Annotated in this window: 20 protein-coding genes and 1 tRNA gene; 15 read left to right on the top strand and 6 right to left on the bottom strand. The window is 62.7% G+C overall.

Annotated elements, in window-relative coordinates:
* Positions 1-122 precede the first annotated feature (122 nt).
* From ACGGKE_RS03420 to ACGGKE_RS03435, 4 genes are read left to right on the top strand one after another with little or no spacing between them, the layout of a single operon-like run.
* Positions 123-692 carry a hypothetical protein gene (locus ACGGKE_RS03420; RefSeq protein ID WP_394440038.1) on the top strand — a complete coding sequence of 190 codons (570 nt, stop codon included), beginning with the start codon at positions 123-125 and terminating at the stop codon, positions 690-692.
* Between the two features lie 2 nt (positions 693-694).
* On the top strand, positions 695-2077 hold the full coding sequence (locus tag ACGGKE_RS03425; RefSeq protein ID WP_394440040.1) for a 7-cyano-7-deazaguanine synthase: 1383 nt from the start codon (positions 695-697) through the stop codon (positions 2075-2077).
* Positions 2068-3249: a helix-turn-helix domain-containing protein gene (locus ACGGKE_RS03430; RefSeq protein WP_394440042.1), complete on the top strand. Its 1182-nt coding sequence runs from the start codon at positions 2068-2070 to the stop codon at positions 3247-3249. The genes ACGGKE_RS03425 and ACGGKE_RS03430 overlap by 10 nt, the downstream gene beginning before the upstream one ends.
* Entirely contained in the window at positions 3224-3871 is a 648-nt protein-coding gene (locus ACGGKE_RS03435; protein WP_394440044.1) for a hypothetical protein, read from the top strand. Before ACGGKE_RS03430 ends, ACGGKE_RS03435 begins: the two co-directional genes overlap by 26 nt.
* A gap of 88 nt (positions 3872-3959) precedes the next feature.
* Here ACGGKE_RS03435 and ACGGKE_RS03440 read toward each other — a convergent pair whose 3' ends face one another.
* Positions 3960-4835 carry a DNA N-6-adenine-methyltransferase gene (locus ACGGKE_RS03440; protein ID WP_394440046.1) on the bottom strand — a complete coding sequence of 292 codons (876 nt, stop codon included), beginning with the start codon at positions 4833-4835 and terminating at the stop codon, positions 3960-3962.
* Positions 4836-5085: 250 nt separating this feature from the next.
* On the opposite strand from ACGGKE_RS03440, the gene ACGGKE_RS03445 reads away from it, so the two are divergent.
* Genes ACGGKE_RS03445 through ACGGKE_RS03465 form a run of 5 tightly spaced genes read left to right on the top strand, consistent with a single transcriptional unit; the run spans position 5086 to position 14594 of the window.
* On the top strand, positions 5086-8109 hold the full coding sequence (locus ACGGKE_RS03445; protein WP_394440048.1) for a BPTD_3080 family restriction endonuclease: 3024 nt from the start codon (positions 5086-5088) through the stop codon (positions 8107-8109).
* Positions 8106-9140, top strand: a complete 1035-nt coding sequence (locus ACGGKE_RS03450) for a hypothetical protein (protein WP_394440050.1) — start codon at positions 8106-8108, stop codon at positions 9138-9140. Before ACGGKE_RS03445 ends, ACGGKE_RS03450 begins: the two co-directional genes overlap by 4 nt.
* Positions 9140-11968, top strand: coding sequence for a site-specific DNA-methyltransferase (locus ACGGKE_RS03455; protein ID WP_394440052.1), 2829 nt, complete (start codon positions 9140-9142; stop codon positions 11966-11968). The genes ACGGKE_RS03450 and ACGGKE_RS03455 overlap by 1 nt, the downstream gene beginning before the upstream one ends.
* Positions 11965-12564: a hypothetical protein gene (locus ACGGKE_RS03460; RefSeq protein ID WP_394440054.1), complete on the top strand. Its 600-nt coding sequence runs from the start codon at positions 11965-11967 to the stop codon at positions 12562-12564. The genes ACGGKE_RS03455 and ACGGKE_RS03460 overlap by 4 nt, the downstream gene beginning before the upstream one ends.
* Positions 12561-14594 carry a 3'-5' exonuclease gene (locus ACGGKE_RS03465; protein WP_394440056.1) on the top strand — a complete coding sequence of 678 codons (2034 nt, stop codon included), beginning with the start codon at positions 12561-12563 and terminating at the stop codon, positions 14592-14594. Before ACGGKE_RS03460 ends, ACGGKE_RS03465 begins: the two co-directional genes overlap by 4 nt.
* A gap of 83 nt (positions 14595-14677) precedes the next feature.
* On the opposite strand, the gene ACGGKE_RS03470 is transcribed toward ACGGKE_RS03465, so the two are convergent.
* Positions 14678-15712, bottom strand: coding sequence for a hypothetical protein (locus tag ACGGKE_RS03470; RefSeq protein WP_394440058.1), 1035 nt, complete (start codon positions 15710-15712; stop codon positions 14678-14680).
* Positions 15713-15985: 273 nt separating this feature from the next.
* Between ACGGKE_RS03470 and ACGGKE_RS03475 the strand changes: the two genes are divergently transcribed.
* The 5 genes from ACGGKE_RS03475 to ACGGKE_RS03495 all read left to right on the top strand — a co-directional run bounded on the left by ACGGKE_RS03475 (position 15986) and on the right by ACGGKE_RS03495 (position 19715).
* Positions 15986-16579 (top strand): hypothetical protein, encoded by a 594-nt coding sequence (locus ACGGKE_RS03475; protein ID WP_394440060.1) that lies wholly within the window; start codon positions 15986-15988, stop codon positions 16577-16579.
* A gap of 136 nt (positions 16580-16715) precedes the next feature.
* Positions 16716-17555, top strand: a complete 840-nt coding sequence (locus ACGGKE_RS03480) for a hypothetical protein (RefSeq protein ID WP_394440062.1) — start codon at positions 16716-16718, stop codon at positions 17553-17555.
* 103 nt (positions 17556-17658) lie between these two features.
* Entirely contained in the window at positions 17659-18303 is a 645-nt protein-coding gene (locus ACGGKE_RS03485; protein WP_394440064.1) for a hypothetical protein, read from the top strand.
* 80 nt (positions 18304-18383) lie between these two features.
* The gene (locus tag ACGGKE_RS03490) at positions 18384-18920 is read left to right on the top strand and encodes a hypothetical protein (protein ID WP_394440066.1); all 537 of its coding nucleotides are present in this window, start codon (positions 18384-18386) and stop codon (positions 18918-18920) included.
* A gap of 75 nt (positions 18921-18995) precedes the next feature.
* Positions 18996-19715 carry a MobA/MobL family protein gene (locus tag ACGGKE_RS03495; protein ID WP_394440068.1) on the top strand — a complete coding sequence of 240 codons (720 nt, stop codon included), beginning with the start codon at positions 18996-18998 and terminating at the stop codon, positions 19713-19715.
* 61 nt (positions 19716-19776) lie between these two features.
* On the opposite strand, the gene ACGGKE_RS03500 is transcribed toward ACGGKE_RS03495, so the two are convergent.
* The 4 genes from ACGGKE_RS03500 to ACGGKE_RS03515 form a co-directional block, all read right to left on the bottom strand.
* Complete coding sequence (locus ACGGKE_RS03500; RefSeq protein WP_394440070.1) at positions 19777-21807, bottom strand: hypothetical protein; 2031 nt, start codon at positions 21805-21807, stop codon at positions 19777-19779.
* Between the two features lie 120 nt (positions 21808-21927).
* Positions 21928-22004: transfer RNA gene (locus tag ACGGKE_RS03505), tRNA-Pro, on the bottom strand.
* Positions 22005-22243: 239 nt separating this feature from the next.
* On the bottom strand, positions 22244-22456 hold the full coding sequence (locus ACGGKE_RS03510; RefSeq protein WP_228166490.1) for a hypothetical protein: 213 nt from the start codon (positions 22454-22456) through the stop codon (positions 22244-22246).
* Between the two features lie 158 nt (positions 22457-22614).
* Positions 22615-23988, bottom strand: coding sequence for a M28 family peptidase (locus ACGGKE_RS03515; RefSeq protein WP_394440072.1), 1374 nt, complete (start codon positions 23986-23988; stop codon positions 22615-22617).
* 113 nt (positions 23989-24101) lie between these two features.
* Here ACGGKE_RS03515 and ettA point away from each other — a divergent pair, with 113 nt between their 5' ends.
* Positions 24102-25787, top strand: a complete 1686-nt coding sequence (ettA, locus tag ACGGKE_RS03520; protein ID WP_394440074.1) for an energy-dependent translational throttle protein EttA — start codon at positions 24102-24104, stop codon at positions 25785-25787.
* The last annotated feature ends 20 nt before the right edge of the window (positions 25788-25807 follow it).

Raw genomic sequence — 25807 nt, forward strand, 5'->3', positions numbered from 1 at the left:
TCTCGTTGTGAAAGACGCAATGGGGTGCGGTGGCGCAAATTGCCTTGCGTGACAGGTTTTTCCGCCAAAACTGTTGACAATGTCAGATTGATCTTCCATGTATCCTGACAGGAGGGCTTCACATGAGCGATGGTCCATACCGTTCGTTGCCGATGTCGCCGAAATGGAAGCAGGCTGCCAAGTGTGCCTACTTGCCGTCGTTCTCGATTTCTGAAGTTTCTACGGCACTTCAGCAGGCGGCCGAGCGCGACTGTCGCGCCGAGCTTTCTGCTGGCCTTGTGCGCAGGGTGACGTCGCTGATCCTTGGCCCAGACGAACCGGGCCTTTTCCATGATCTGCCGATGACGGATCTGAACGCGCTTCATCGCGACTGTTCTTCAACCATGGAGCATGGGTTCCTGAACAACGCGATCGATGCGCTGCAGGAAGGCCTTCGCAGCGAGGCAGCGCTCCAGTGGGCTGCAGAGGCCAGCGTGACGGATCGCCTTCTCGCCGGCGGCCGTCAGATCGAGGAGCATATGTACCGCGAAGCGTCCGACCACCGGGCGCGGGCCACTCGCTCGCGGCTCGAGGAGGCGCATAGTGGCGTCGATCTGTCCGGTGTCGCGCGGATGCTGTTGCGTGCGCCTGATGCGCCGGCTCGAACCACTACCGCCGTCTATTCCGGCTTGGATGACGGAGTTCCGTTGTGATTATGAAGGCTTATCATGTGGCGGACACGGTACCGCACCGTGTCGATGCCATCGAGGCTGGCGAAACGGCGCGCGATGGCGCGCGCGTGGCGACGCTCGGCAAAACCATCAACTTGTCGATCGAAGGGCTGAAGGACTTCTTCTTCGCCAGCTGGCGGTATGACCTGATTGATCTGCTCGTGATCGCCGCCGCCGTTGAATATTGTGATCTGAGCGTCCGGCGGCCGGCCTGGGGCTGGGCGCGGTCGTTTGATCTGCTCGTTGCGGTACATGAGGACGAGAAATGGAGTACGCCGCCGGTGCGAGGCGCACTGGAGGAAGCACTTGCCTTTCTCACTGGCGATCGATGGAATGTCAGCTTCATCAAGCGCCAAGATCCTGTCGTGAAGATTACGCCACGCCGCCTTGATCTCGACACGCCCGACAAGGTGATCATGCCTTATAGCGACGGGCTCGACTCCCGGGCGGTCGCCGCGATCGTCGAGGACGAGGAGAAAGGTGGCCTCGTTCGGGTCCGTCTCGGCTCTAAGGGTGTCGATAGCGCGAAGGTCCCCCGCAAGAAGCGTCGGTTCGCTACGGTCCCGTTCGACGTGAAGCTCGGCAAGCGTCAGCGAGTGGAATCCTCTGCGCGCTCGCGCGGGTTCAAGTTCGCGGTCATCACGGGAATTGCTGCCCAACTCGCGCCCGTCGACCGCATTGTTGTCACCGAGAGCGGGCAAGGCGCACTTGGGCCTATTCTAGCCTCGTCTGGCCAAAGCTACCCTGATTATCGCGTCCATCCCGCGTTCACCCGACGTATCGAGCGGCTGTTCTTCGCCCTTACCGATAAGGCCCCAACCTATGAATATCCCCGTATCTGGAATACCAAGGGCGAAACGCTCGCTTTGGCGAATTCACTCGCCAGCCCGCCCACTTGGCATGATACACGTTCGTGCTGGCAGGATTCGCGTCGCGTCAGCTTCGATGGTGAGCGCCGCCAGTGCGGCGTCTGTGCGGCCTGTCTGTTGCGGCGCATGAGCATTCATCACGCTGGAATTGAAGAACCGGCCTCACGGTACATTTGGGAAGATCTCGGCGCTGCCGAAATGGAAGATGGCGTCGTGGCAGGCTTCTCCGGCATGTCACCCGCATTTCGCGAGTATGGGCTCGCCGGTATCCTGCACCTCGATCATCTTGCGGCACTCAGTGGTTCTGCCCTGCATGAACGGACGGTCCGCCGCGTCGCGCGTGAAACGGCTGATGCGCTCGGGATCGAAATGGCCGAAGGTGAGCGTGCTCTTGCGGGATTGCTTGAACGGCACCGGGCGGAGTGGCTAGGCTTCCTCGCCAGTCTCGGCAGTCGTTCTTTTGTCGCCCGAGTGGCGATGGTGTCGCCATGGCACTGATTCCGGGCGGCCTATCACCCAAGGATCTGGGAGATTTGCTCCGTCAGGCCCGTGAAAACGCTAAGATCACGCAGGCTGGTGCTGCTGCTGCGCTCGATGTCGCACGTACTACTCTGGTCGCCATGGAACAGGGGCAGCGCCGGCCACGTGTCGACGAATTGCAGAAGCTAGCTCTTCTCTACGGTCTGTCGCTTAATGAACTGCTCCGCCAGGACAGCATTCGCGTCGATCTGCGGCCGCGCTTCCGACACACCGGGGAGCAGAGTGAAAAGCTGCAAACCGCGATCGAACTGCTAAACCGTCTCGTCCAGGCTGAGATAGAGTTCGAGGATCTACTAGGAATCCAGCGCGCGCGTTTCGATCCACCCGAGCGTCCGCTGCTGCCTGGCAATGTTGGGCTTCAAGCCGAACAGGATGCTGCCGAATTGCGGCAATGGCTGGGACTTGGCTTGTCGCCGGTTCATGACATCGTGAGCCTGCTCGAACTGCAACTCGGCGCGCGCGTTTATATTCGCAAGCTCGACCCGAAGATTTCCGGACTCTACGCCTTCGACGAGCGCGCGGGCGCCTGCATCCTCCTCAATGCCGACCATCCCCGCGATCGGCGCACCCAAACCGGCGCCCACGAATTAGGACATTTCATCTCGACCCGCCACGCGCCGGACACGCTTCACGATGGCACACCCGAATCGACCCGCGAGGAGCGCTACGCGAATACTTTCGCGCGCTGCTTTCTCGCTCCAGCGCGGGCCGTGAACGTAAAATTTCAGGAGCTGACTGCCGGTGCTTCCAAACTGACCCGCCGGCACATCATCCTTCTCGCCCATATGTTCGGTATATCGCGTGAGGCGATGGTCCGCCGGCTCGAAGAGCTGGGGCTTTCAAGGCCAGGCACCTGGGACTGGTTCGTCCAGCAGGGCGGGATCACCGACGCGCAGGTACGGGAGGTTCTGGGCGACCTAGTTCCGCCGGACGATGCTAAGGTCGATGCTCGGCGGCAGATCTCTATGCGCATGGGCGTGATGGCCAGTGAAGCCTGGCGCCAAGCGCTGCTAAGCGAAGGCCAGATTGCCCGGCTCCTCCACATCGACCGCGTTGATGCCCGGACCCTTATCGACGAGTTCGAAGCGGAAGGAGCTGAGACGGATGGATCCCGTTCGTTTTCGGCCTGAGCCGCCGCTCGTCGCCGACGCTAGTGTTTGGATCAACCTTGTCGCCGGAGGCCGCGCGGTCGATGTGCTACGCACCTTGGCCAGTCCCACCATCATCCCGAGCATCGCGCTTGGTGAACTTGAACGTGGCCGTGATAAAGGGCGTACCGCATACTCTGGCATCACGCCGCTAATCGCGGCTGGCTACGTCGCTGTGGTCGATCTCCCGGAATCAATGGAGGACACGTATCTGAGCCTGGTGGCGGGACGTGCCAGCCAGACGCTCGATGACGGAGAGGCCGCAACGCTTGCGCTTGCACTTCATCTAGGGGCGACCGCCTTGATCGACGAGCGCAAGGCGATCGGCATCGCTGCAGAGCGCTTTCCTGACTTGACCGTCGCGACGACCACCGATTTCCTTCTGAGCGCACATGCCCGCACCGTACTCGATACTGAAACGCTTGCCGCGACGCTGTTCGCCTCGCTTACGCAGGCGCGCATGCGGGTTCCCGACCATCTCCTCGATGAGGTTTGCGACTGCCTCGGACCCGACAGAGTGCGGCTGTGCCTAAGTCTTCCGGCGCGTGTCCGCGCAGGTCTGACAGATCTAACCACACCTCTGTCGGCCCGCGACATCGGCTAACGGGCATCGCTTAATCAGTGGATGTTTGACCGCCGCTTTTTCATCCTTGGCCGATCGATTTTTCGACGGCAGTAGCTCTGTCTTCTTGCTATGTCCGCGAGAGCCAAAATCCGGGCACTAGCTCGGCATATCGTGATTTCTGCTCATCGCTCGCCCCGAGCGCCAGCAGCATTAATGAGAATGGTGTGTGTTGCGCTTGTCCCCGAGTGTTCAGGAATCGCACACGTCCCCTAAGCAGATAGATCTCGGCGTCAGCGCTCAGCGTTTCATGGAACCATCCCGAGTCGGTTCTGACCGGGACAAGACAGACGACCGTCTCGATATTACCGGCCATCCATTGGGCGTGCGCTCGCCGGAGCCATATAAGAAGCGCCGAGTACGGAGGGTTCACAAACGCAAGCCGGCCCATCCATTCGTCAATCAGTCCATCTCCCCCTTCGTTCGGGATGATGCGGTGGCGTGCAATGACAGGGCTTGACGGGTGGGCACACGGATCCACGTCTATTTCACCGAAGGCCGCGTAGATGTTTGCCATGAAATCCTCGGGGGTGAACCGGCTATCCCGGTCGACCTTATTGTCCTTTCCCCAATAAGACCGTTCCGGCGCGCGTCGCCGAACTCTAGGCGCGACCACTGGCAGAAGCCGCAACAGGCTGGCCACGGTTCCGCCACCACGTTCCAATCCGGAGATCGTTGCTCGCGATAAACCGGAACGCGCGGCTGCCTGCTCCAGCGAAAGGAATTTCCGCTTTCGACCAGCACGCAACTGTTCGGCCAACGTTGTGCCGGGAGGTAAGCCGGTGAGGCGGAAGTCCAACACCTCCATCACGGCCACTATGGTCGCGACCGAACCCACGCCCATCTCCAGCCTTTTGATGGCTTGGGCATCCGTGCCGATCTTTTCCGCCAATGTGCGTTGCGAGCAGCCCGCCGCTCGCCTGGCGGCCTTCAAATCCTCGATCAAAATCTGAACCTATTTGAGATCATATTCTATGCAGACATGGCGGTGCATGCCCGCAAGGGGAAGAGAGATTCTCTCGTCGACGCCACGCGCGGGCGGAACATTAGAAAACCCACATAATCAAAGCAGATGCCTCGATCCTGCAGCTATTATGCCCAGGTGGCATCAAACGCTTGACGCCACCCCGCTCGCGGAACCATTCCAGAACGCGAAATGGGGCTGGCAAGAATCGCGACGTGTGGGGTGATGGCGGATGAGTGATGCGTTTTTTCAGTCGCCGATCCTGAATTCACCTTACGAAGAACCAAACAAGCATTGGGAACTGGACCCAAATGGGCAGCCGACCAGCGTTATAGTTCCGCGCCGGCGCCAAAGTGCTTTGGTTTCACCCATTCCTAAGGCGAAGAAGGTCCGGGGCAAGGCCGTGCAGGCGGACCTTCTGGCAGACGAATCCGGGCAGGAATATAATCCGACCGAGGTGATCAACGGCATCCGTTCGGCCGTCGAGAGCTGGCGGACGTTGCCGGAGAGCCAGTGGCAGGTCACGCCGACGACGGCGCGGCTGCTTCGTCACTGGCGCACGCACCCGTTCGCGAACCAACGCCCGTTCTTCTGCCAAGTCGAGGCGGTGGAGACCGTGATCTGGCTGACCGAGGTCGCGCCCCGCTCGTCCTCGCAGGGCCGGCGATTCTGGACCCACCTCGAAGCGGCGAACGCCGCATCGAACCCGGAACTGATGCGCATGGCGCTGAAGCTGGCGACGGGCGCGGGCAAGACCACCGTGATGGCGATGCTGATCGCATGGCAGACGCTCAATGCCGTGCGCCATCCCAATGCGAAGCGATTCTCGAAGGGCTTCCTGGTCGTCGCGCCTGGCATCACGATCAAGGACCGGCTGCGCGTACTCCAGCCCAACGATCCCGAGAGCTATTACAAGAGCCGGGAGATCGTGCCCGAGGACATGCTGCTCGATCTCGGCCGGGCGAAGATCGTCATCACGAATTACCACGCCTTCAAAAAGAAAGACGAGCTACCGCTCAACAAGGTCCAGCAGGCCGCGCTTCGCACGACGCCGAAGCCCGAGAGCGACGGGGCGATGATCCGCCGCGTCGCCGGCGAACTGATGGGCCTCAAGAACATCGTCGTACTCAATGACGAGGCGCATCATTGCTATCGTGAGCGCCCTCTGTCCGAGGAGGAACAGAAGGCACTCAAGGGCGACGAACTGGCCGAGGCGAAGGAAGCGAACGAAGCCGCCCGCCTGTGGATCGCCGGCATCGAGGCGGTGAAGCGCGAGCTGGGCGTGTCGATGGTCTATGACCTGTCGGCCACCCCGTTCTTCCTGCGCGGCTCCGGCTATCGCGAAGGTTCGCTGTTCGGCTGGGTGATGTCGGACTTCAGCCTGATGGACGCCATCGAGTGCGGAATCGTTAAGCTGCCGCGCGTGCCGGTGATGGACAATGTCCCCGGTGGCGATACGCCGATGTTCCGCAATCTGTGGGATCATGTCGGCAAGCAACTGCCCAAGAAAGGGCGCGGCAGCGCCAAGGGGCTCGATCCCCAGAAGCTGCCCAATGAACTGCTGACCGCCATCGATGCGCTGTATGGCCATTACGAAAAGACCCATGCGCTCTGGCGCGAGGCGGGCGTCGGCGTCGATCCCGTCTTCATCGTGGTGTGCAACAACACCGCCACGTCGAAGCTCGTCCACGATTACATCGCCGGATATGAGATCACTGACGATGACGGCAACGTCACGCCGATGAAGGGCAAATGCCCGCTGTTCCGCAACTTCGATCCGGACGGCTCGGCGCTCCCGCGGATGCGGACGCTGCTGATCGACAGCCTCCAGCTCGAGAGCGGCGAGGCGATCAGCGCCGACTTCCGCGATGCGGCCAAGGACGAGATCGCCCGCTTCAAGGACGAGCTGATCCAGCGCACCGGCGACCGCGCTGCGGCCGAGAAGGTCGACGATGCCGCCATCCTGCGCGAGGTGATGAATACGGTCGGCCGAAAGGGGCAGCTTGGCGAGGGGATCCGCTGCGTCGTCTCGGTGTCGATGCTGACCGAGGGGTGGGACGCGAATACCGTCACCCACGTTCTCGGCATCCGCGCCTTCGGCACGCAGCTGCTGTGCGAACAGGTGATCGGTCGCGCCCTGCGGCGCCAGTCTTACCAGCTCCAGACCGAGGGGCCGGACGCGGGCAAGTTCAAGGTCGAATATGCCGATGTGCTCGGCATCCCGTTCGACTTCACCGCCCAGCCGGTTATCTCGAAGCCGTCGCCGCCGGAGAATATGGAGCGCGTTCACGCGATCAGCCCGGCGCGCGATATGTCCGAAATCCGCTATCCACGCGTCGAGGGCTATCGCACCGAGCTGCCGAGCGAGCGTCTGTCCGCGTCCTTCTCCGAGGACTCGACGCTGGAGCTGACGCCGGAACTGGTCGGTGCCACGGAGACGGTGAACTCGGGCATAATCGGCGAATCCGCCGATCTGACGATCGAGCATCTGGCGGACACGCGCGCCGCGACGATCCACCTGAAACTCGCCGAATGGATCGTGAAGCGGCGCATGACCAACGCCGGGGATCGCCCCAATGTCGGCCTCATCATCCAGGCGAAGTCAATCGTGCGCGCCTGGATGGCCGACCATCTCGTACTCGCGGGCGGCACCCAGCCGGCGCAGCTGCTCTATTACAATATCGCCGATCGCGTCGCCGATCGGATCATGAACGCGATCACGCGCGGTCAGGAGGGCGGCGGCCGCGTCATCGCCATGCTCGATCCCTATAATCGGGAGGGCAGCACCCGGCACGTCAGCTTCATGACGAGCAAGGATCGCTACGAGACGGGCGAGCGCTGCCATATCAATTATGCGGTTATCGACAGCGAATGGGAGGCGGAATTCTGCCGCGTCGCGGACAAGCACCCGCGTGTCCTCGCCTGGGTGAAGAACCACAATCTCGGCTTCGAGGTGCCCTACAGCGCCGGCGGCGAGGCGCGACGCTACCGTCCGGACTTCATCCTGCGGATCGATGACGGCCACGGGGACGAGAACCCGCTCAACCTTGTGGTCGAGATCAAGGGCGCGCGCGACGAGGATGATAAGGACAAGGCGGAAACCATGCGCACCCTGTGGGTGCCGGGCGTCAACGCGCTGGGCGAGCATGGCCGCTGGGGATTCGCCGAGTTCACAGACGTCTGGACCATCGCCACCGAGTTCGCCGCGAAAGTGGAGGCATGGCTCGACGCCATTACGGCGGCGGAGGTCGCATGAGCCTCGAAAACATCATCGTCGCGAATATCGGCTGGTCTCCAACATATGAGGGGGAGCGGGTCAGCAGCGCGATGGCATATGTCGCCGAGCACGGCACCGGCGCCGAAGCCTACAACTTCTCGCCGTGCCGCGACGGTTTGTTCTACGGATATATCCGTAGCGGAGAGCGACTGGCGGAGCGCAGCGATCGCCTCTGGACGATCGTGTTCATCTCGAAGCCGCGCGAAGCCGATCTGCTCCGTGTGGTTGGCTGGTATGAAGACGCCGTCATCGGGGGGTATCGTACTCGTCCCGAATACGGTTTCGATCCCACCTTCCCCGAAGTCCGTCCCGGCGAACGGTTCATCTTCAGCGCGGTGGCGGCCAAGGCCTTTGTTGCCAACGCTGAGGATCGGGATGGCCTGATCCTGCCACGTGGGCACCGGATCAAAACGGCCGGTCTCTATTTCGCTGCCGGTGAAGACAATCCGTTGGACAGCGCCGACCAGCGTGCGTCCCGCACGACCATGGCCGACTGGGTCAGGCGGATATTGCCGCCGCTTCGCGATACATCGCGCCTCGACCGGCCTTTGATCGTCGAGCCGGTCACGCTGCCGGGCATCGAAATCGACGATGGAGGATCACCCAGTGGCCATAGCTCAGTCGCCGAGAGCGACGAGCATCGCGCGCTGCGTTTGTGGGCACAGGCAAACTCCCAGCCGTTTACCGGACAAGACAACCCTGCCGGAGAAACGGAATGGCCGTTGCCGTCCGGGGATCGGGTCGATGCCGTTCACGAGACGGCCGATGGGCTTTGGCTGATCGAAGCGAAATCCCGGCGATCAGGGGATGCCGACCTTGAGCGCGGCATCTATCAATGCATCAAATATCGTGCCGTCGCGAAAGCGGTGGATCAATACAATGGGCCGAACCGCCCGATCCACGCCGTCCTGCTGACCGAACGCGACCTTCCATCGCGCCTCGCCGAGCTCGCGGCCCGTCATGAAATTCGGCACTTGAAGCACGTGTGCCAGACTGAGGAAGTCGCCTGATGGCCAAGAAACCGCTCACCGTCGAAACGCTCACCCATGACGAGGCGACGCGGCGCAATGCGCCGACGGCGGAGCTGGAGGCGTTCGTGCCGCCGGAGGTGAAGACACCCATCCGCGCCGCCTATGAGCGGCGCAACCCGGATCTGGACCCGCAGCTCGTCTGGCGCGGCAAGGATATGGCCGACTGGTCCGACCTGATCGTCGAGGCGCCGCCGCTCTACATCCAGGAGAAGATCCACCCCAAGGCGCTGGTCGAAGACCTCAAGCGCGCCACCCAGCGTCGCGCCGAGCCGGAGGACGCGCCGGACCTGTTCGCCGATTTCAACGGGATCGAACCGGACCAGCGCACAGAATTCTACGAGCATGACCAGCATTGGTCGAACCGCATGATCCTGGGCGACGGCCTGAAGGTGATGGCGAGCCTGGCCGAGCGTGAGGGGCTCAAGGGGCAGGTCCAGTGCATCTATATCGACCCACCCTATGGCATCAAATTCAACTCCAACTTCCAGTGGAGCACCACCAGTCGCGACGTGAAGGACGGCAAGGCCGACCATTTCAGCCGCGAGCCCGAGCAGGTGAAGGCTTTCCGCGACACCTGGGCGGACGGCATCCACAGCTACCTGACCTATCTGCGGGACCGGCTGACGGTGGCGCGCGATCTGCTGACCGAGAGCGGATCGGTGTTCGTGCAAATCGGCGATGAGAATGTGCATCGCGTGCGTATCCTGCTCGATGAAGTCTTCGGTGAAGAAAACTTTTGCTCTGAGATTTTCTTCAAGAAAACTGCCGGGGATACCAGCATCCTTATGCCTACCATGGGTGATATTATTCTATGGTATGCTAGGAATAAGAAGGGCGTGAAGTATCGCGCTCCGCTAATTCCCAAGGTTCTCGGAGAAGGTGCCGGTGCTCAGTATAATTTAGTGCTGGATAATACGACCGGATCGATTGACCGAGTCGGCGAAGCTGATCTGGGCAAGAGCTATACGGTCGATAGCGCACGTCAGCCTTTCACGGTTGCCGACCTCAAACGAGCCGGGTTCAGCCGGACGGCTACGTTCCCGTTCGACTATCAAGGCGTCAGTTTTCACCCGACTTCGACCCGTCAGTGGAAGACCAATCTTGCTGGGATGACACGTGCGTCGCGCGCGGGATGGCTACAGCCCGTAGGTGAAAATTTGAGATATCGCCGTTTCCTATCTCATACTTCGACCACATCATTGGGGAATATGTGGACCGACACCGAGACGGGGAGCTTTGTTCTCGACAAGGTCTATGTTGTTCAGACGGGCACAAAAGTCATCGAACGCTGCATCCTCATGACCACGGATCCCGGCGACCTTGTCCTAGATCCCACCTGCGGATCGGGGACCACCGCCTATGTCGCCGAGCAATGGGGACGCCGCTGGATCACGATGGACACCAGCCGCGTCGCGCTGGCTCTCGCCCGCGCGCGGATCATGGGTGCGCGCTATCCCTGGTATCTGCTGGCCGACAGCCGCGAGGGGCAGGTGAAGGAGGGGGAGGTGACGCGCGCCGTCCCCGCCGACACGCCCACCTATGGCCGCCTGCGCCAGGGCTTCGTCTACAAGCGCGTGCCGCACATCACGCTCAAGTCGATCGCCAACAATGCCGAGATCGATACGATCTGGGAGAGCTATCAGGCGAAGCTGGAGCCGCTGCGCGAGGCGATCAACGCCGCGCTTGGCACCCAATGGCAGGAATGGGAAATCCCACGAGAACTGACCGTGCAGCAATCGGCTGCGGCCGAGCCCCATGCCGCATGGTGGCAGGCGCGCATCGCCCGCCAGAAGGAAATCGACGCCTCGATCGCCGCAAAGGCGGAGACCGAATATCTCTATGACCAGCCCTATGAGGACAAAAGCCGCGTTCGCGTCGCAGGCCCCTTCACGGTCGAGAGCCTGTCGCCGCACCGCGTTCCCGCGATGGACGTGGACGACAGCCTGTTCGACGAGATGGAGGCGGCTGAGGGTCGGCGTCAGGCAGGTGCCGCCGCCGAAAGCGCCGATTTCGCCGAGATGGTGCTGGAAAATCTCAAGCGCTCCGGCGTGCAGCAGCGCGACAAGGTCGACCGGCTGGTCTTCTCCTCGCTGAAGCCTTGGCCCGGCCGCTACATCTGCGCCGAGGGCGCGGTGCGCCAGGCGTCCGAGGGCGAGAGCGACACGCTGTCCGACAGCCCCACGCGCCGCGCCGCGATCTTCGTCGGCCCGGAATATGGCACCGTCGCCCGCGCCGACCTGACCGCCGCCGCGCGCGAGGCGATGGAGGCGGGCTTCGACCTGCTGATTGCCGCCTCGTTCAACTTCGACGCCCATGCGTCCGAGTTCGACCGGATGGGCGCGCTCACCGTGTTGCAGGCGCGGATCAATCCGGACCTGCACATGCCGGACCTCGCCAACACCGGCGCGGGCAACCTGTTCACCGTCTTCGGCGAGCCGGACATTCAGGTACATGACGAGGCCCCCAATGCGGACGGGCATCCGTGCATCAGCATCGAGGTGGCCGGCATCGACATGTACAAGGGCGGCGAGATCGTCGGCAGCGACGCGGATGACATCGCGGTCTGGTTCATCGACACCGATTATAATTACGAGAGCTTTTTCGTCCGCCACGCCTATTTCCCCGGCGCGAACGATCCATACAAGGCGCTCAAGACCACGCTGAAGGCGGAGATCGACGCGGACGCCTGGGAAAGCCTGAAGCGCACCCGCTCCCGCCCGTTCCCCAAGCCCGCCAGCGGCAAGGTGGCGGTGAAAGTCATCAACCACCTCGGCGACGAGGTGATGAAGGTGGTGGGGGTTTCGTGACACAGGTCGCTTATCGCTTTCGGGGCGATAACAGCCCCGACTTCACGATTGATATCCTTCAAAATCGCCGCCTATTCTGCGCTGAATGGGGAGCGCTTAACGATCCAATGGAAGGAACCTATGATACGTTGCTGATCGCGGATGAGGGAAAGCGATCGAGTGCTATCGAACGAATATATCGGGAGAAGGTAAAGCTCAGAATCTGCTCTCTTTCTCGCAGTTATAAAACACATTGCATGTGGGCTTATTATGCTTCGGATTACCGAGGTGTTGCGATCGAGATTGAATTTCCTGATAGCGTGTTGAGAGATGTTGATTATTGTTCCGGAAGTCGTGTCCAGTCATGGGCGGATAGAGCAAATCCATATGAGATCGCCTGCGATATCCTGACCAAGAAGCACCGTGATTGGGATAGGGAGAAAGAGGCTCGCTTGCTGCACCCGGGCCAATTTTACCCGTTACAGCCGCACAGCATTCGGCGAGTTATATTGGGTTCACGGATCGACAAAGCATTCGAAGAAAAGATCCGCCAAGCGGCTGGTGCCATTACTGTGCACAGGCTCACAGTTCGTAACGGCAGTCTGAAAGCTGCATGACCCTCCTATACGCCTCGACCTTTACCAAGGCGCTCGATCGCCTGACGACCGCCGAGCAGAAGCAGGTGAAGATCACCGCATTCGACCTGGCGCAGGACGAGAGCGGCAATGGTCTGTCGCTCCACCGCGTCGAGGCGACGCCCGGCTTCTGGACGGCGCGGGTCAGTCAGGACATTCGGATCGTCCTGCACAAGGATGGCGAGCATACGCTGCTGGCGTGGGTAGGGCATCATGATGACGCCTATCATTGGGCGGAACGGCGCCGGCTTGTGCCGCATGAGCGCACCGGCGCGATGCAGTTGGTCGAGATCGTCGAGCGAACCGAAGAGCGTCTCGTTTACACCGAGACGGTCGAGGAAGCGGCGCCTGCGCCGGTCGCGGTACATCGCCCGTTCGCGCAGCTTTCCGACGACGACCTGCTGAACGTCGGCGTGCCGCGCGACTGGCTGGATGTGGTCCGATCGGTCGATGAGGCCAGCGTCGACGGCCTGTTCGGTTCGCTCCCGGACGAAGCGGCCGAGGCGCTGCTGGACTTCGCGACCGGCGGGCGGCTGCAGGATCATGTCGCGCTTCAGGCCGGGCCCGGCGCCGATCCGTTCGCGCATCCGGACGCGCAGCGCCGCTTCCGCGCGGTTGATGGGGTCGAGGAACTCAAGGCCGCGCTGGACGCGCCCTTCGCCCAATGGGCGGTGTTCCTGCACCCCGCGCAGCGCGCGCCGGTATCGCGCGACTGGAAGGGGCCGGCGCGCGTGTCGGGATCGGCCGGCACCGGCAAGACCATCGTCGCCCTCCACCGCGCTGTCCATCTTGCGGGCCGGGTGGGCGCGCAGGTGCTGCTCACCACCTTCTCGAAGCCACTCGCCGCCAGTCTCGCCGGCAAGGCCGAGTTGATGACCGAGGCGACGCCGGACGTGCGCGCCCGGTTGACCGTGCGCGCCATCGATCAGGCGGCCTATGAACTCTACGCCCGCGCCTTCAGCCAGCCGAACATGGCGACGGCCTCTCAGGTGCGGGCGGCAATCAAGGCGGCGACGGATAGCGGACTGGGCGCCGGCCACAGTCCGGCTTTCCTGTATGAGGAATGGGACGAACTGGTCGATGCCTGGGGGCTTCACGACGCCGAAGCCTATGCGGCCGTTCCGCGCATCGGCCGCCGCACCCGACTGGGGCCGAAGCAGCGGGAAAGCGCGTGGGCCGTATTCGCATTCGTGCGCGAACGGCTGGCGACGCGCGGTGTCGTGACGACGGCCGACATCTATGGTCGCCTGACCCAGTGGGTCGAAGATGGCGGGCAACTTCCGTTCACCCATGTCGTCGTCGATGAAGCGCAGGATCTGTCGGTGGCCCAGGCCCGTTTCCTGGCGGCGGTCGGTCGTGCGGGCACGGCGGATGCGCTGTTCTTCACCGGCGATCTCGGTCAGCGCATCTTCCACCTGCCATTTTCGTGGGCGAAGCTCGGCCTCGACGTGCGTGGACGAGCGCAGGTGCTGAAGGTCTGCTACCGCACCTCGCACCAGATCCGCCGCGCTGCCGATCGGCTGCTCGCCGGCGAGATCGCCGATCAGGACGGGATCGAGGAAAGCCGGCGCGGCACCGTCTCCGTGTTCGACGGCCCTGATCCGGTCGTCGAACTATTCGACGATGCCAACTCGGAAGCGGTCGGCGTGGGCAAATGGCTGAGTGCTCGACTGGCTGAAGCTATGCCGGAAGCCGAGATCGCGGTGCTGGTACGCGGACAAGCGCAACTGGATCGCGGGCGCGCTGCCATCAAGCCGATTGGTGACGGCATCTCCGTCCTGACGATGCACGACGCGAAGGGCCTAGAGTTCCGTGCCGTCGCCGTGATGGCGCTGGACGAAGACGTCCTTCCGGATCCGGAGCGCCTGGCCGGGATCGGAGATATGGCCGATCTTGAGGCAATTCAGGATGCGGAGCGGCACCTGCTGTATGTCGCCGCGACAAGGGCACGGGACAGGTTGATGCTGTCTGGCGTGAGCCCGGGATCAGAGTTTCTCGACGATCTGATCTGAATGCCCCCTTCGACGTTACGTGATTGACCAGGTCGCCTGGAGCCGCGGACTGCGAGGCTTGCACCATTCGCCGATAGTGATGATCACCAGGGCACGTCGTCAGGCGGTTCACTCAGAACGTCGATCCGAACGATGCCACCGCGCTTCCAGGGGGATTCCAGCAAGAGCCCGTGAAGCCGGCTCAGATCGGACTCGTCCCATGGCATATGATGCGCCAGCAGCAATGCCCATGCCGCCGCCTGCATTCCCGGCACGTTTTTTCCAGTGCGTGCCGCCCACTCTCCAATAAGGTGGGCCCATGCGATGATCGTCTGCCGTAGATCCGGACCGAGCTCCGGGCGTTTCCGGTCTGGCATGAACGCCGCCATGTCCGTCGCCGGCGGCAACGGAAACGGTTCCGCCCATTGATCCTCTTTCAGATGCAAGTCGACCAACTCCACTCCACCGAAAGAGCGGGGCAGTGATACCCATTCGCTGACGGGCCGGTCCGAATAATCGTTCGGGGCATCCTCACCCTTCGGGTTGCGGCGACCCGCATTATAATCGCGAATGGCCTCGGCAACGACGCGGGCGAGAGCGCGCGACGGCGGGTGCAGGTCCGGCTGCCGGATGCCCTCGGCCTGAAGTCCCTTGAGCAGCAACTGGGCATATTCCGGTACATCGTTACGTTCGGCGATGGTGAAGCGGAGTTCGTCGCCAATCTCCCGCCGCACGGCGTCGATCTTGTCGGCGGTCTCTCTCATCCGGTTGGTGAACTGGCTCACGCTGACATAGCGGGCAGCGAGCGCTGCGATCCGCTTGTCGCGCGGCATCTGCTTATCCAGCGGCGGGAAGCCCGTATATTCTGGATTAACGGAAAGGGCGTCCAGCGCGATCTCCATCGCGTCGAAATCTCCGCCGTCCCGCCACGCGGCTGCGGCTTCGAAGAGCCCTTCGAACGACGAGTGCAGCTGCCAGGCCGCCTGCGCCTCTCGGGTTGCGTGCCAAGCATTCGACCTTCGCATGTTAAATCCGTTCAAAATGCGACATTGCTTTGGGTAAAGCCTTATTTTTAACGTATCAGAGGAAAACCCGATTGGCGAGTTTTCTCTGACGAAAGCGTTGGAAAAGCGATTCAAACTCCTTCCTATTCGTAATTTCTAACGCTTCCTTGGCGAGAAATTATTCAGGCGCAAAACCGCAAACGTCGGCATAGCACTTACGTTTGCTGCGCATGCCCTGTCTGGGCGTTTCGCTCGCATGGCTCGCTCGAAAGGCACCCCGGTGCGTTGATCGGACGCTCAGCGTCCTCGGGCGGCCCGGTGCGGGTGAAACCGCACCGGGCCTTGGCCAGTCGCCTTTGGGCGACCGGCTGGCTGGCCTATAATAACCGACACTGCCGGAGAATACTCGTGAAGGATGTTTACGCCGCGCTCAAGCATCTCGCCCGCCGCTACAACAGTCGCTGGAGCGCGATTGATGACGCCCTCGATAGGATTCACGCCAGCGACGGTGAAGGGCGTAACACACCGGGCGAACCGGCTCGCCGGATGCTGGCGAACGCCTTTCGGGTGCAGACCTATGTCGACGACACACGGGAGCGGCTGAGGACGGATGTGGCGAACGCAAAGCGAAAACTCGGCAAGCCACTTGCCGAGGCTCTGGGCCACATCATCACCATCGAACTCGGCGAGCAGATGATCGAGGAAGTGAATGCAGCCGAGCAGCGACGGCTGGAGGAGCAGAGCGAGGCACAGCGCCAAGAGAAGGTGAGCGCTGAATACGGACCCCTGATCGATGCCCTGCACGAGGCTGGCGTCGCTCGGGGAAATTACACGGTGCTGACCCCCGTCGAGGTCGATGCGATCGCACGCTATATCCGGCGCAAGGTTGACCAGCGTCTCACGGACCTACCACCGCTTCGGACGGCGGCGGAGACGCGAACGCCGGATGGCCGGCTCCATCCGTTCTGGAACGCCTATCGGCTGCCGGATGACCCGGAGTGAGAATAGGGCCTGTCAGACCTCTGGCTGTGGGCGACCATCGTGATCGGAAGATGAAAGGGGAAAATAGCGTCAGCGCCCCTGCGCTTCCGGTCCGTGACCGCCACCCGGCGGCACGTCTTCCAAATGGAGACTGGCCATGCGCCGAGGGCAGCAGCCCCAACGCGACGCGTTCAACGAACACGCGATCGTTGCCTATGACATTGAAACCATCGTCGATGACGAACCCGCTGACGGGTATTTCCCGCCTTGGCCGAGGCACCGACCCGTCGCGGCGTCATTCCTGACAGCGAAATGGACGCCGAACGGGCACGCGTTCGCTCTCGATACGCTTTCATGCGCGCCCGGCACGGAGGAGGCGTTCTACCGAAAGGTCGACGAACTCCTGCCCGCTGGCGCTACGGCAATCACATATAACGGGAGAGGATTCGACGTCCGATGCCTCGCTCTCCAGGCGAGCCGCTGGGTGCCGGACCTGAAATTGCCGAACCTGGCGCGGCAGGCCGCGTCAGGACGGTTCGATGGCGCGCACTGTGATCTCGCCGACGTGTATTCGGGGTTCGGCGGCACACGCTCGGTCGCCATGGTCGAACTTTGCAAGGCGCTCGACATTCCCTGCAAGATCGACGTGGCGGGCAGTCAGGTTGGGGTGCTTTGGCGAACCGGCCAGCGCCAGGCCGTTCGCGAATATGTTGCCCAGGACGTGATCGGCACTGCCATGCTCTGGTGGCATTACATCGCGTTCCAGAAGTCGGACGAGAGGTTGCTTACCCTCCCGCTCGCGGAACTGGTCACCTGGATTCAATCGGAGCCGGGGCTGGCCCATCTGAAACCCTTCGCAGAATGCCGGCCGGCCCAGCTCGCGCTGAAGAGGGCGCCAGCGCTGCGGGTGGCCGCTGCCCTTGCCGACGCGGAACGGCGCGTCACCCAGGAACGGGATGAGGCGGCGTTCGCAGCCAGCGACACCAGCCCGTTTTGACCGACCCGGGCGACTGCCCGGCTTCACCTCCAACATCACCATCGCCACCACGTCGCCGTCGAACCGGCGGCGTGGCGGCGCGCGTCCTGAGGACAGTATGAAAATGACCGTTACGACCTATGTCGCCATGACCGCCGTCATGGTGGCGATCCCGCCATCGGCTGGTGGCGCCTATCCGCCGGGCCGCTCACTTGTCGGCCTCTCGCTTTTCGTCGCCACGCAGTATGATTTCGAGCGCTGGCGCTTCGCCCATCACGGCCGGATGGTCCTTGCCGGGGAATCTGAAGCGCCCCTGCTCGAATGGGTAGCAGATCTGCTGCCCGCGGACGCGATACTGATCGGCTGGAACGTGGATCATGCGCTGGTCCCGCTGTTGCTCGATGCAGCCGAGACCGCACCGCCGATGATCGCGCATCACTTTCTCGCTCGCCTCCATCGCCTGCTGCGCGGAGGGATTGTCGATCTGAGCCTGCCCCACGGCGGCGCCGGAGCGCCACCGCTGGCGACGGTGGCCGAAGAGATGGCGATCCGTTCGCCCAAGCTCGATCGCGAGATCGTCCTCAGCGCCTGGGCCACCGGCCGCACCGATCAGCTCGGCCACGATCTCGCCGACGAGGCGCTGGCGATCTGGCGGGTCTTCGTCCGAACAGCCGGTCTGGCCGGCATCGGTGCCGAGGCCGCGACGGATGACTGGATGCGGCGGCGCAAGCGGATGCGGGTCGTCACCCGCGCCGACAGCAGGTTCTGATCACAAGCCAGAGAAAGCGGGAGCCGCAGGTGAGCGGAAAAATCCCAGGCCGAGAGGCCGTCCATCAAAAGGAGTACGAGATGACGCATCCTTACATCAAAAACGGTCAGTCATGGGCCTTCGCCCTGCGGACCTTGCTCGGCTATCCGGTTTTTGCGCCGGCGCGGCACACGGTCGCATTCTCCACCAGCGGCCCGCGGGATCTCGAGAAGGATCGACACCTCGCTGACATCGCGATCGAGATGCAGCGAGATTTCGTCCACCTGACGTTCGTCGACATCGACGCGCCGGAGCCGTCCGAGATCGGGTTGGCCGTGCTGGGTCACCACGGGGTCCACTGGCTGCCGAAAGCCCGCTTGTTCGCCGCCAGCGAAAGGGCGCCGCTCGAGATGCTCCATGGCGACAAGAGGTGGCGGATCGACGAGCGCAATCAGCTCGTCAGCTACAAGCTGCCGGCGCGACATCTCCTGACGCGCGGCGAGCAGGTCGCATGGCAGCGGCTGCGCAAGATGGCGGCGGCGCTGGACGGTCTCGAGTTGACGGGCGGAAAGTTCGTCATGCTGGGGGGCAGCTACCAGGATGCCCATGATGTCGCCGACCTTCAGGTTGCCGCCTGAGCGCAACTTTTCCCATCACACAATGCCCTCCGACGCCGCCCCTTGTGGGCGGCGTCGGCGTTTTCGGAGACAAGAATGTTCATTGAACACGAACAACTGAAGGCCGCCCGGCGCGAACTCGTCGTCAGGCCGCGTGCGATCTCGCGCGCTGAGTGGCCGGATTTCAAGATCCGCCCGGTATCCGAGGAATGGCGATACGTCGGGCGCGTCCCTGCGTATCGGACGATGACCGCCAACGTCGCCTATATCTGGCGCGACAGCGCGCCGGTCGACAGGTTCGGTCCGATGCCTGCGCGCTTCGCCGAACGCCGGTTCGAGTTGAAGGGCGCCGGCCTCGCGCTGCCCGCGAGTGCGCCGCTCTGGGCCGCGGCCAACCCCTATCAGATTTGGGAGGAGGCAGATCGGGCCACGGCAGCGTCAGGCGACCCGGCCGATCTGGCTGGCTGGCACGTGATGATGGAAATTCCCACACGCATCCGCCCCGAGCATTGGCGCTGGATGGTCGAAGGCTTCGTGCACTCGCAGTTCGTCGCAAAGGGGGCGGCAGTGGCGTGGGCGATCCATGCGATCGAAGCTGAAGACGGCGACTGGCTCATCCCGCCGCATGCCCACCTGATCGTAACGGGCCGGCACTGGCGCCACGACTATCGGCGGGGACGCCGCCATCCGAACTGGATCGCCAGTTGGGCGCAACAGAAAAGGATGGAGTTCGCCTGGCGACGGCGCTGTGCAAACCTGCGCGATATCGAAAGCGCCGGGTTCACGGTCAACGACCGCTGGCCGGGCATCTGCTGAAAGAACCGGTGTGGGCTGGGTGATGCGGCGAGATCCCGCCGCATCACCCGATGAATCAGCGCTACTTCGTCCCCGCATCGCTGCGAGTCTTGCGATTCCGGGACGAACCAACCCGGGATCGCTGATCGAGCGGCAGCAGATTGATAGGCGCAGCTGGAATGTGCTCCGTCAGGACGGGAACGTATTTCAGGATGAACGCCTGACGCTCCGCGAGAACCACATCCAGGCCCTCGGTTTCAATCCGCTTCGAGTAAGAGATGCCGTTCACCGATTTTCGAGCGTGGCCCATCACGTCTGCGCGGATATTTTCGTTGGCACCCTCGACCTCATAGAAGCTGGAGCCCAACGAACGGATCGAATGGATGTCCGGACCCTTGCCCCGCTTATTCACGCGGACCGGCAGGCGGTCGCCGATATAGTCGGCCATATGCTGCCAGGCGCGTTCATAGAAGAACGCGCCGCCACGCTTTTCCGATTGCCGATACAATTCCGGAAAGAGCGCCACGTGGCGCTCCTTCCGGATCGCTTCGACATAGTCGAGAAATCCGAGCCGGATGAGTTCCGGATGGATTGGCAGGTGTCGGTGACGAGCAGCCCGTTTGAGCCCCCGCATTTCACCGTCCCGCCCGCGCGTCAGGTTGTCGCGGATTTCGAAATGCGGTGTGGGGTGATCGACGGTAATGTCGGCCAACTCCAAACCGCAGATCTCCTCGCGACAGGCGCTGGAGTAATACCAGATCAATGGCGCGAAATAGGCCGCGTCATGCCAGATGCGTAATGCTCGGCCATCATCGCGCAGCCGGTGGAGGTCGCGCCCCCCACCGAGGTATAGCGGAGAGCGAAAGAGGCAATCCATGTGCTCGCGCTTCCATGGCGGTCGCAGATCGTCTTTTTCGGACTCCGTGATTTTCACGCGTTCGGCCGCGAAATCCAGAACGAGAGCGCCTGGGAACTTTGGCCTCCAATAGGACGTCGCGAGCCTCTTGCTGACAGTGCCCATAAAGGACAGGTCTCGGTTCACTGTCTTGTTGCTGCGCGTAACCTGGGGGGTGAGCGGAGGCATAGCGGCAAGCACCTCGTCAAATGGACGAGACATCGGCCCTTCCTCGAAGGTGCCGAACTGAAAATCCTTCGGAATCTTCTGCAGGCATTTCTTGAAATGACCTGCGTCGAGATGGTTGTAAGCACCCAGCGGACGGTCCCCGGTGACCCAGGCAAAGCACATCATGATGCGTCGCTGCTGACTGGTGTCGACTTTCCAGATTTTGTCGGCCCGGAGCTCGGCGATCACCTCATCAATAACCTCCGAAAATCGGCGGGGCTCGTACTCGAAAAAGTAGCTGTCGGGCTGCGGCGGCGCAGCCGGAACCTGAACCGGAGGTGGGGCTAAGTTCGGGCGGCTGAGAAGAATTTGCTCATCTGGCGATCGTCCGTAGGTCGCCGCGACAAGCGCGAGAGCTGGATCCGGCGCGGCGAGCACGTCGTCGTCGAAAGCGCGCTGGGCCAACTCTGCGCCTTTGCCCATCCCGCGAATGATATGCATCCGGGCCAGCTCAAGAATGCCGGTATGCACGGGCGCGCCGACTGCCTGCAAAATGGCAGCGACCTGATCGTCGCCGAGGTTGGCGACGATCTGGGCGGCATAGAAGTCTGCCCCGTCGAGATCGCGGTGCTCGGATGGATCAGGCGGCACCTCGCGCCACGAAGTGGCGGGGCTCAGCGGTCGGTTCGGCCGACGAAGGTTCCGGCATGCCGCTGCAATTTCTGCGGCAACGTCTGTCACAGATTCGGACCACGGCGCATTCCGGTAGGCGTCGTCCAGCAGGCTGTTCAGCTCGTTCTCGAGCGCCACCCGGAAAATCTCGTCAATCTGCTGGCCCGTCAGCGCGGGGCCTGTCTCCAGCATGCTATCAACCTTCGCCTTCACGATCACGAAGCAGGCCGAGAGCATCGCGGCGCGCCTGCGGGCCACCACCGGGTCGGCGGTCCGCAACGACACGGTAATCGGACGAGAGATAATATTTCGGAAATGGATGCGGCGCCGATACGCATAGCGGGCGCCGAAACGGTGGACGTGGGGAATGCGGGACAAGGTGTTCGCCTTTCCGCATGTGCAGGATCATGTGTAGGCGTTGTGTGTGTTGGTCGTGGTCACAACGCCCATGTCCGGCCCATGCTAAGAGGCGGATTTCCTTCGCGAAAAGCGATAAAATGGTCGGGGAGACAGGATTCGAACCTGCGACATCCTGCTCCCAAAGCAGGCGCGCTACCAGACTGCGCCACTCCCCGACTGGGCGGGCCTTAGCGGGGGGACGGGCGCCCCGTCAATCGGCCATCAATGAAAGAACAGCCACAAGAGCAGAATGATGGGGATTGGCACGCCCAGAAGCCACAATAATATGCCCTTGCCCATCGATCATCTCCTTGATTGCAGGCAGGAAGCGCGCGGGCACGGCGGATGTTCCCGGGCACGAAAAAGGGCGGGCCCCGAAGGACCCGCCCTTTCCGAAATCTCGCTAATGCGAAGATTACATCGCGTTCGTGACGTTCGCGGCGTTCATCGCAGCGTTGTCGGCGACGTTCGCGGCGTTCATCGCATTGTCCGAAGCGTTCATGGCGTTTTCGACGACGTTCTCGACGACAGCGTTCGAAGCGTTCGCGGTCTCGTTGGCCGGCTTCTCACCGCAAGCGGCGAGGGCCATCAGGCTGGCCGAAGCGAAAACAACAGCGATCTTCTTCATTGTGTACGGCTCCCATAGCATTATGCCGCGTCTGGCACGTTACAGATGTGGCCCTACGCGAGCGACCCGCATTAACGTGTGCGCTGCACAAATCAATGCTTTTCTAGCGTCGGTGAAGCGGCAGAATCACGCGACGGGGCGTTGTCTACTATAAAAGTTCAGTTAGCGCTCATTGTTTCTGCGGCATTCGCCACAAGGTTCAGCGTCACCGCCCAGGCGGCGACATTCTGCCGCAGCTGCGCGGGGTCGACCTTGTCCAGCGTATCGTCGGGCGTGTGGTGCAGATCGAAATAGCGGGTGCCGTCCTGCTGCAAGTCGATGACCGACACGCCCGCCTTCACCAGCGGCGCAATGTCGGCGCCGCCGCCCGCTTCCTGCGTGCTCGCACCCACGCCCAGCGGCGCCAGCGCGGCCGCGATGCGCTTGGCCAGATCGTCATGGCCCTGCGGCAGCTTGAAGTCGACCCGCCACACACGGTCGGCGCCGAAGTCGGATTCCATCGCCAGCGCATGGCGCTCGGTGCCATGGGCGTTGAAATAGGCGCGCGCGCCGTCGCCGCCCACTTCTTCCGCGCCCGCCATCAGCACGCGGATGGTGCGACGCGGCTGCCCCGCCTTAGCGACCTGCAATGCCGATGCGGCGGCGATGCCGCAGCCGGTCGCATCGTCGATCGCGCCGGTGCCCTGGTCCCAGCTGTCGAGGTGGCAAGCGGCCACCACCACGCCGGCGCCGGGATCGCTGCCCGGAATTTCGGCGATGACATTCCCCGAAGGCTGGTCCTTCAGCATCCTGGATGTCAGCGTCAGGTGGACCTTCACCGGCTGGCCGCGCGCCACCACCCGCGCCAGCTGCTCGGCGTCGGGGACGGACAGGGCAGCGGCCGGGATCGGCGTCGCGCCATCGGCCCACATCTGGACACCGGTATGGGGCACGCGATGATGATCGGTGCCGATCGATCGGATCAGGATGGCGATGGCGCCCTTCTGCGATGCGATGCTGGGGCCCTGCCGCCGCGCGGCGCCAAAATAGCCGTAGGACGATCCATCCTGCGTCGCCCTCATGCCATGATCGACGAAGGCGATCTTGCCCTTCACGGTGGCGGCGGGCGCCGCTTCCAGAGCATCGATGCTGGGGAAGTAGACGACCTCGCCCTCAATGCCCTTCGCGGGCGTCGAACCGCTGTTGCCGAGTGCGGCGAGCACCAGATTTTGCGGGAAAGGCGACAGGATGCGCCCCGCTTCCTCGCCACGAACCCAGACCGGCATCCGATAGGGCTCGGCCCGGACATTGGAAAAGCCCAGCGCCTTCAGCTTCGCCACTGCCCAGTCGCGCGCCCGCGCTTCCTGGGGCGTGCCGGCGGGCCGGGGGCCCACTTCGGTCGTCAACCCCTCGGTGAAGTCCCACGCGACGTCGTCCTTCAGGGCGGCTTCCCGAATCGTACCGCTATCGGCAGGCGCGGCAAGGGAGAGGGCGGGGGTGAAGATGCTGCCAAGGAGCAGGGCGGCCAGCGTGCCCGATCGGATTTTCTGCATGGCTCAAGGGGTAGCGAGCCATCACCCATTTGCCAATATGTTCCGCGTCCGCTAACCCGACCGGAAATTTCGACCAGATTTCCCTACCCAGACTTTCGGAGCAGCGCGTACCCATGTCCGCCTCATCGCAATATGCCTATGTCATGAAGAGCATGACCAAGAGTTTCCCCGGCGCGGCGAAGCCGGTGCTCAACCAGATCAACCTGCAATTCTATCGCGGCGCCAAGATCGGCATCGTCGGCCCCAACGGCGCGGGCAAATCGACCCTGATGAAGATCATGGCCGGCATCGACACCGATTATAGCGGCGAAGCCTGGCCGGGCGAGAATATCACCGTCGGCTACCTGCCGCAGGAGCCGCAGCTCGACGCGAGCAAGACCGTCCTGGAAAATGTCAAGGATGGCGCGCGCGAGATGGCGGACAAGCTGGACCGCTTCAACGAGATCAGCATGATCATGGCCGATCCGCCGGAGGACGTCGATTTCGACGCCCTGATGGAGGAAATGGGCACGTTGCAGGAGCAGATCGACGCCGCCGACGGGTGGACGCTCGACAACCAGCTCGAAATCGCGATGGAAGCGCTGCGCTGCCCGCCGTCCGACTGGTCGGTCGAGAATCTGTCGGGCGGTGAAAAGCGCCGCATCGCGCTCACCCGCCTGCTGATCCAGAAGCCGGACATCCTGCTGCTCGACGAACCGACCAACCATCTCGACGCCGAAAGCGTCACCTGGCTGGAAAATCACCTGAAGGAATATGCCGGCGCGGTGCTGATGATCACTCACGATCGCTATTTCCTCGACAATGTCGTGGGCTGGATCTTGGAGCTCGATCGCGGCAAATATTTCCCTTACGAAGGCAACTACTCCACCTATCTGGAGAAGAAGGCCAAGCGCCTGGAGCAGGAGGACCGCGAAGCCACGGGCCGCCAGAAGGCGATCAATGACGAGCTGGAATGGATTCGCCAGGGTCCCAAGGGCCGCCAGACCAAGTCGAAGGCGCGTATCGCCAAGTTCGAGCAACTGGTCGCATCTCAGGAAAATCGCGCGCCCGGCAAGGCGCAGATCGTCATCCAGGTGCCCGAGCGCCTGGGCGGCAAGGTGATCGAGGCCAAGGGCATTTCGAAAGCCTATGGCGACAAGCTGCTGTTCGAGGATTTGTCCTTCATGCTGCCGCCCGGCGGCATCGTCGGCGTCATCGGTCCCAACGGCGCGGGCAAGTCGACCCTGTTCCGCATCATCACGGGGCAGGAAACTCCGGATTCAGGCGAAATCGACATCGGTTCGACCGTCCGCCTGGGCTATGTCGACCAGAGCCGCGACCATCTCGACCCGTCGAAGAATGTCTGGGAAGAAGTGTCGGACGGCCTCGATTACGTCAAAGTCAACGGCCATGACATGTCGACGCGCGCCTATGTCGGCGCCTTCAACTTCAAGGGGCAGGACCAGCAGAAGAATGTCGGCAAGCTGTCGGGTGGTGAGCGCAACCGCGTCCACATCGCCAAGATGTTGAAGCGCGGCGGCAATGTGCTGCTGCTCGACGAACCGACCAACGATCTGGACGTCGAAACGCTGGCGGCGCTGGAAGAGGCGATCGAGAATTTCGCGGGCTGCGCCGTGGTCATCAGCCACGACCGCTTCTTCCTCGACCGTCTCGCCACCCACATCCTCGCCTTCGAAGGCGACAGCCATGTTGAATGGTTCGAAGGCAATTTCGAGGCCTATGAGGAAGACAAGCGCCGCCGCTTGGGCGACGCCGCCGATCGCCCCACGCGCCTCGCTTACAAGAAGCTGACGCGCTGATCCGCCATTGGAGGCGACGA

It is taken from the genome of Sphingobium naphthae (genome assembly GCF_043589935.1).
GTDB classification, from domain to species: Bacteria; Pseudomonadota; Alphaproteobacteria; order Sphingomonadales; family Sphingomonadaceae; genus Sphingobium; species Sphingobium naphthae_A.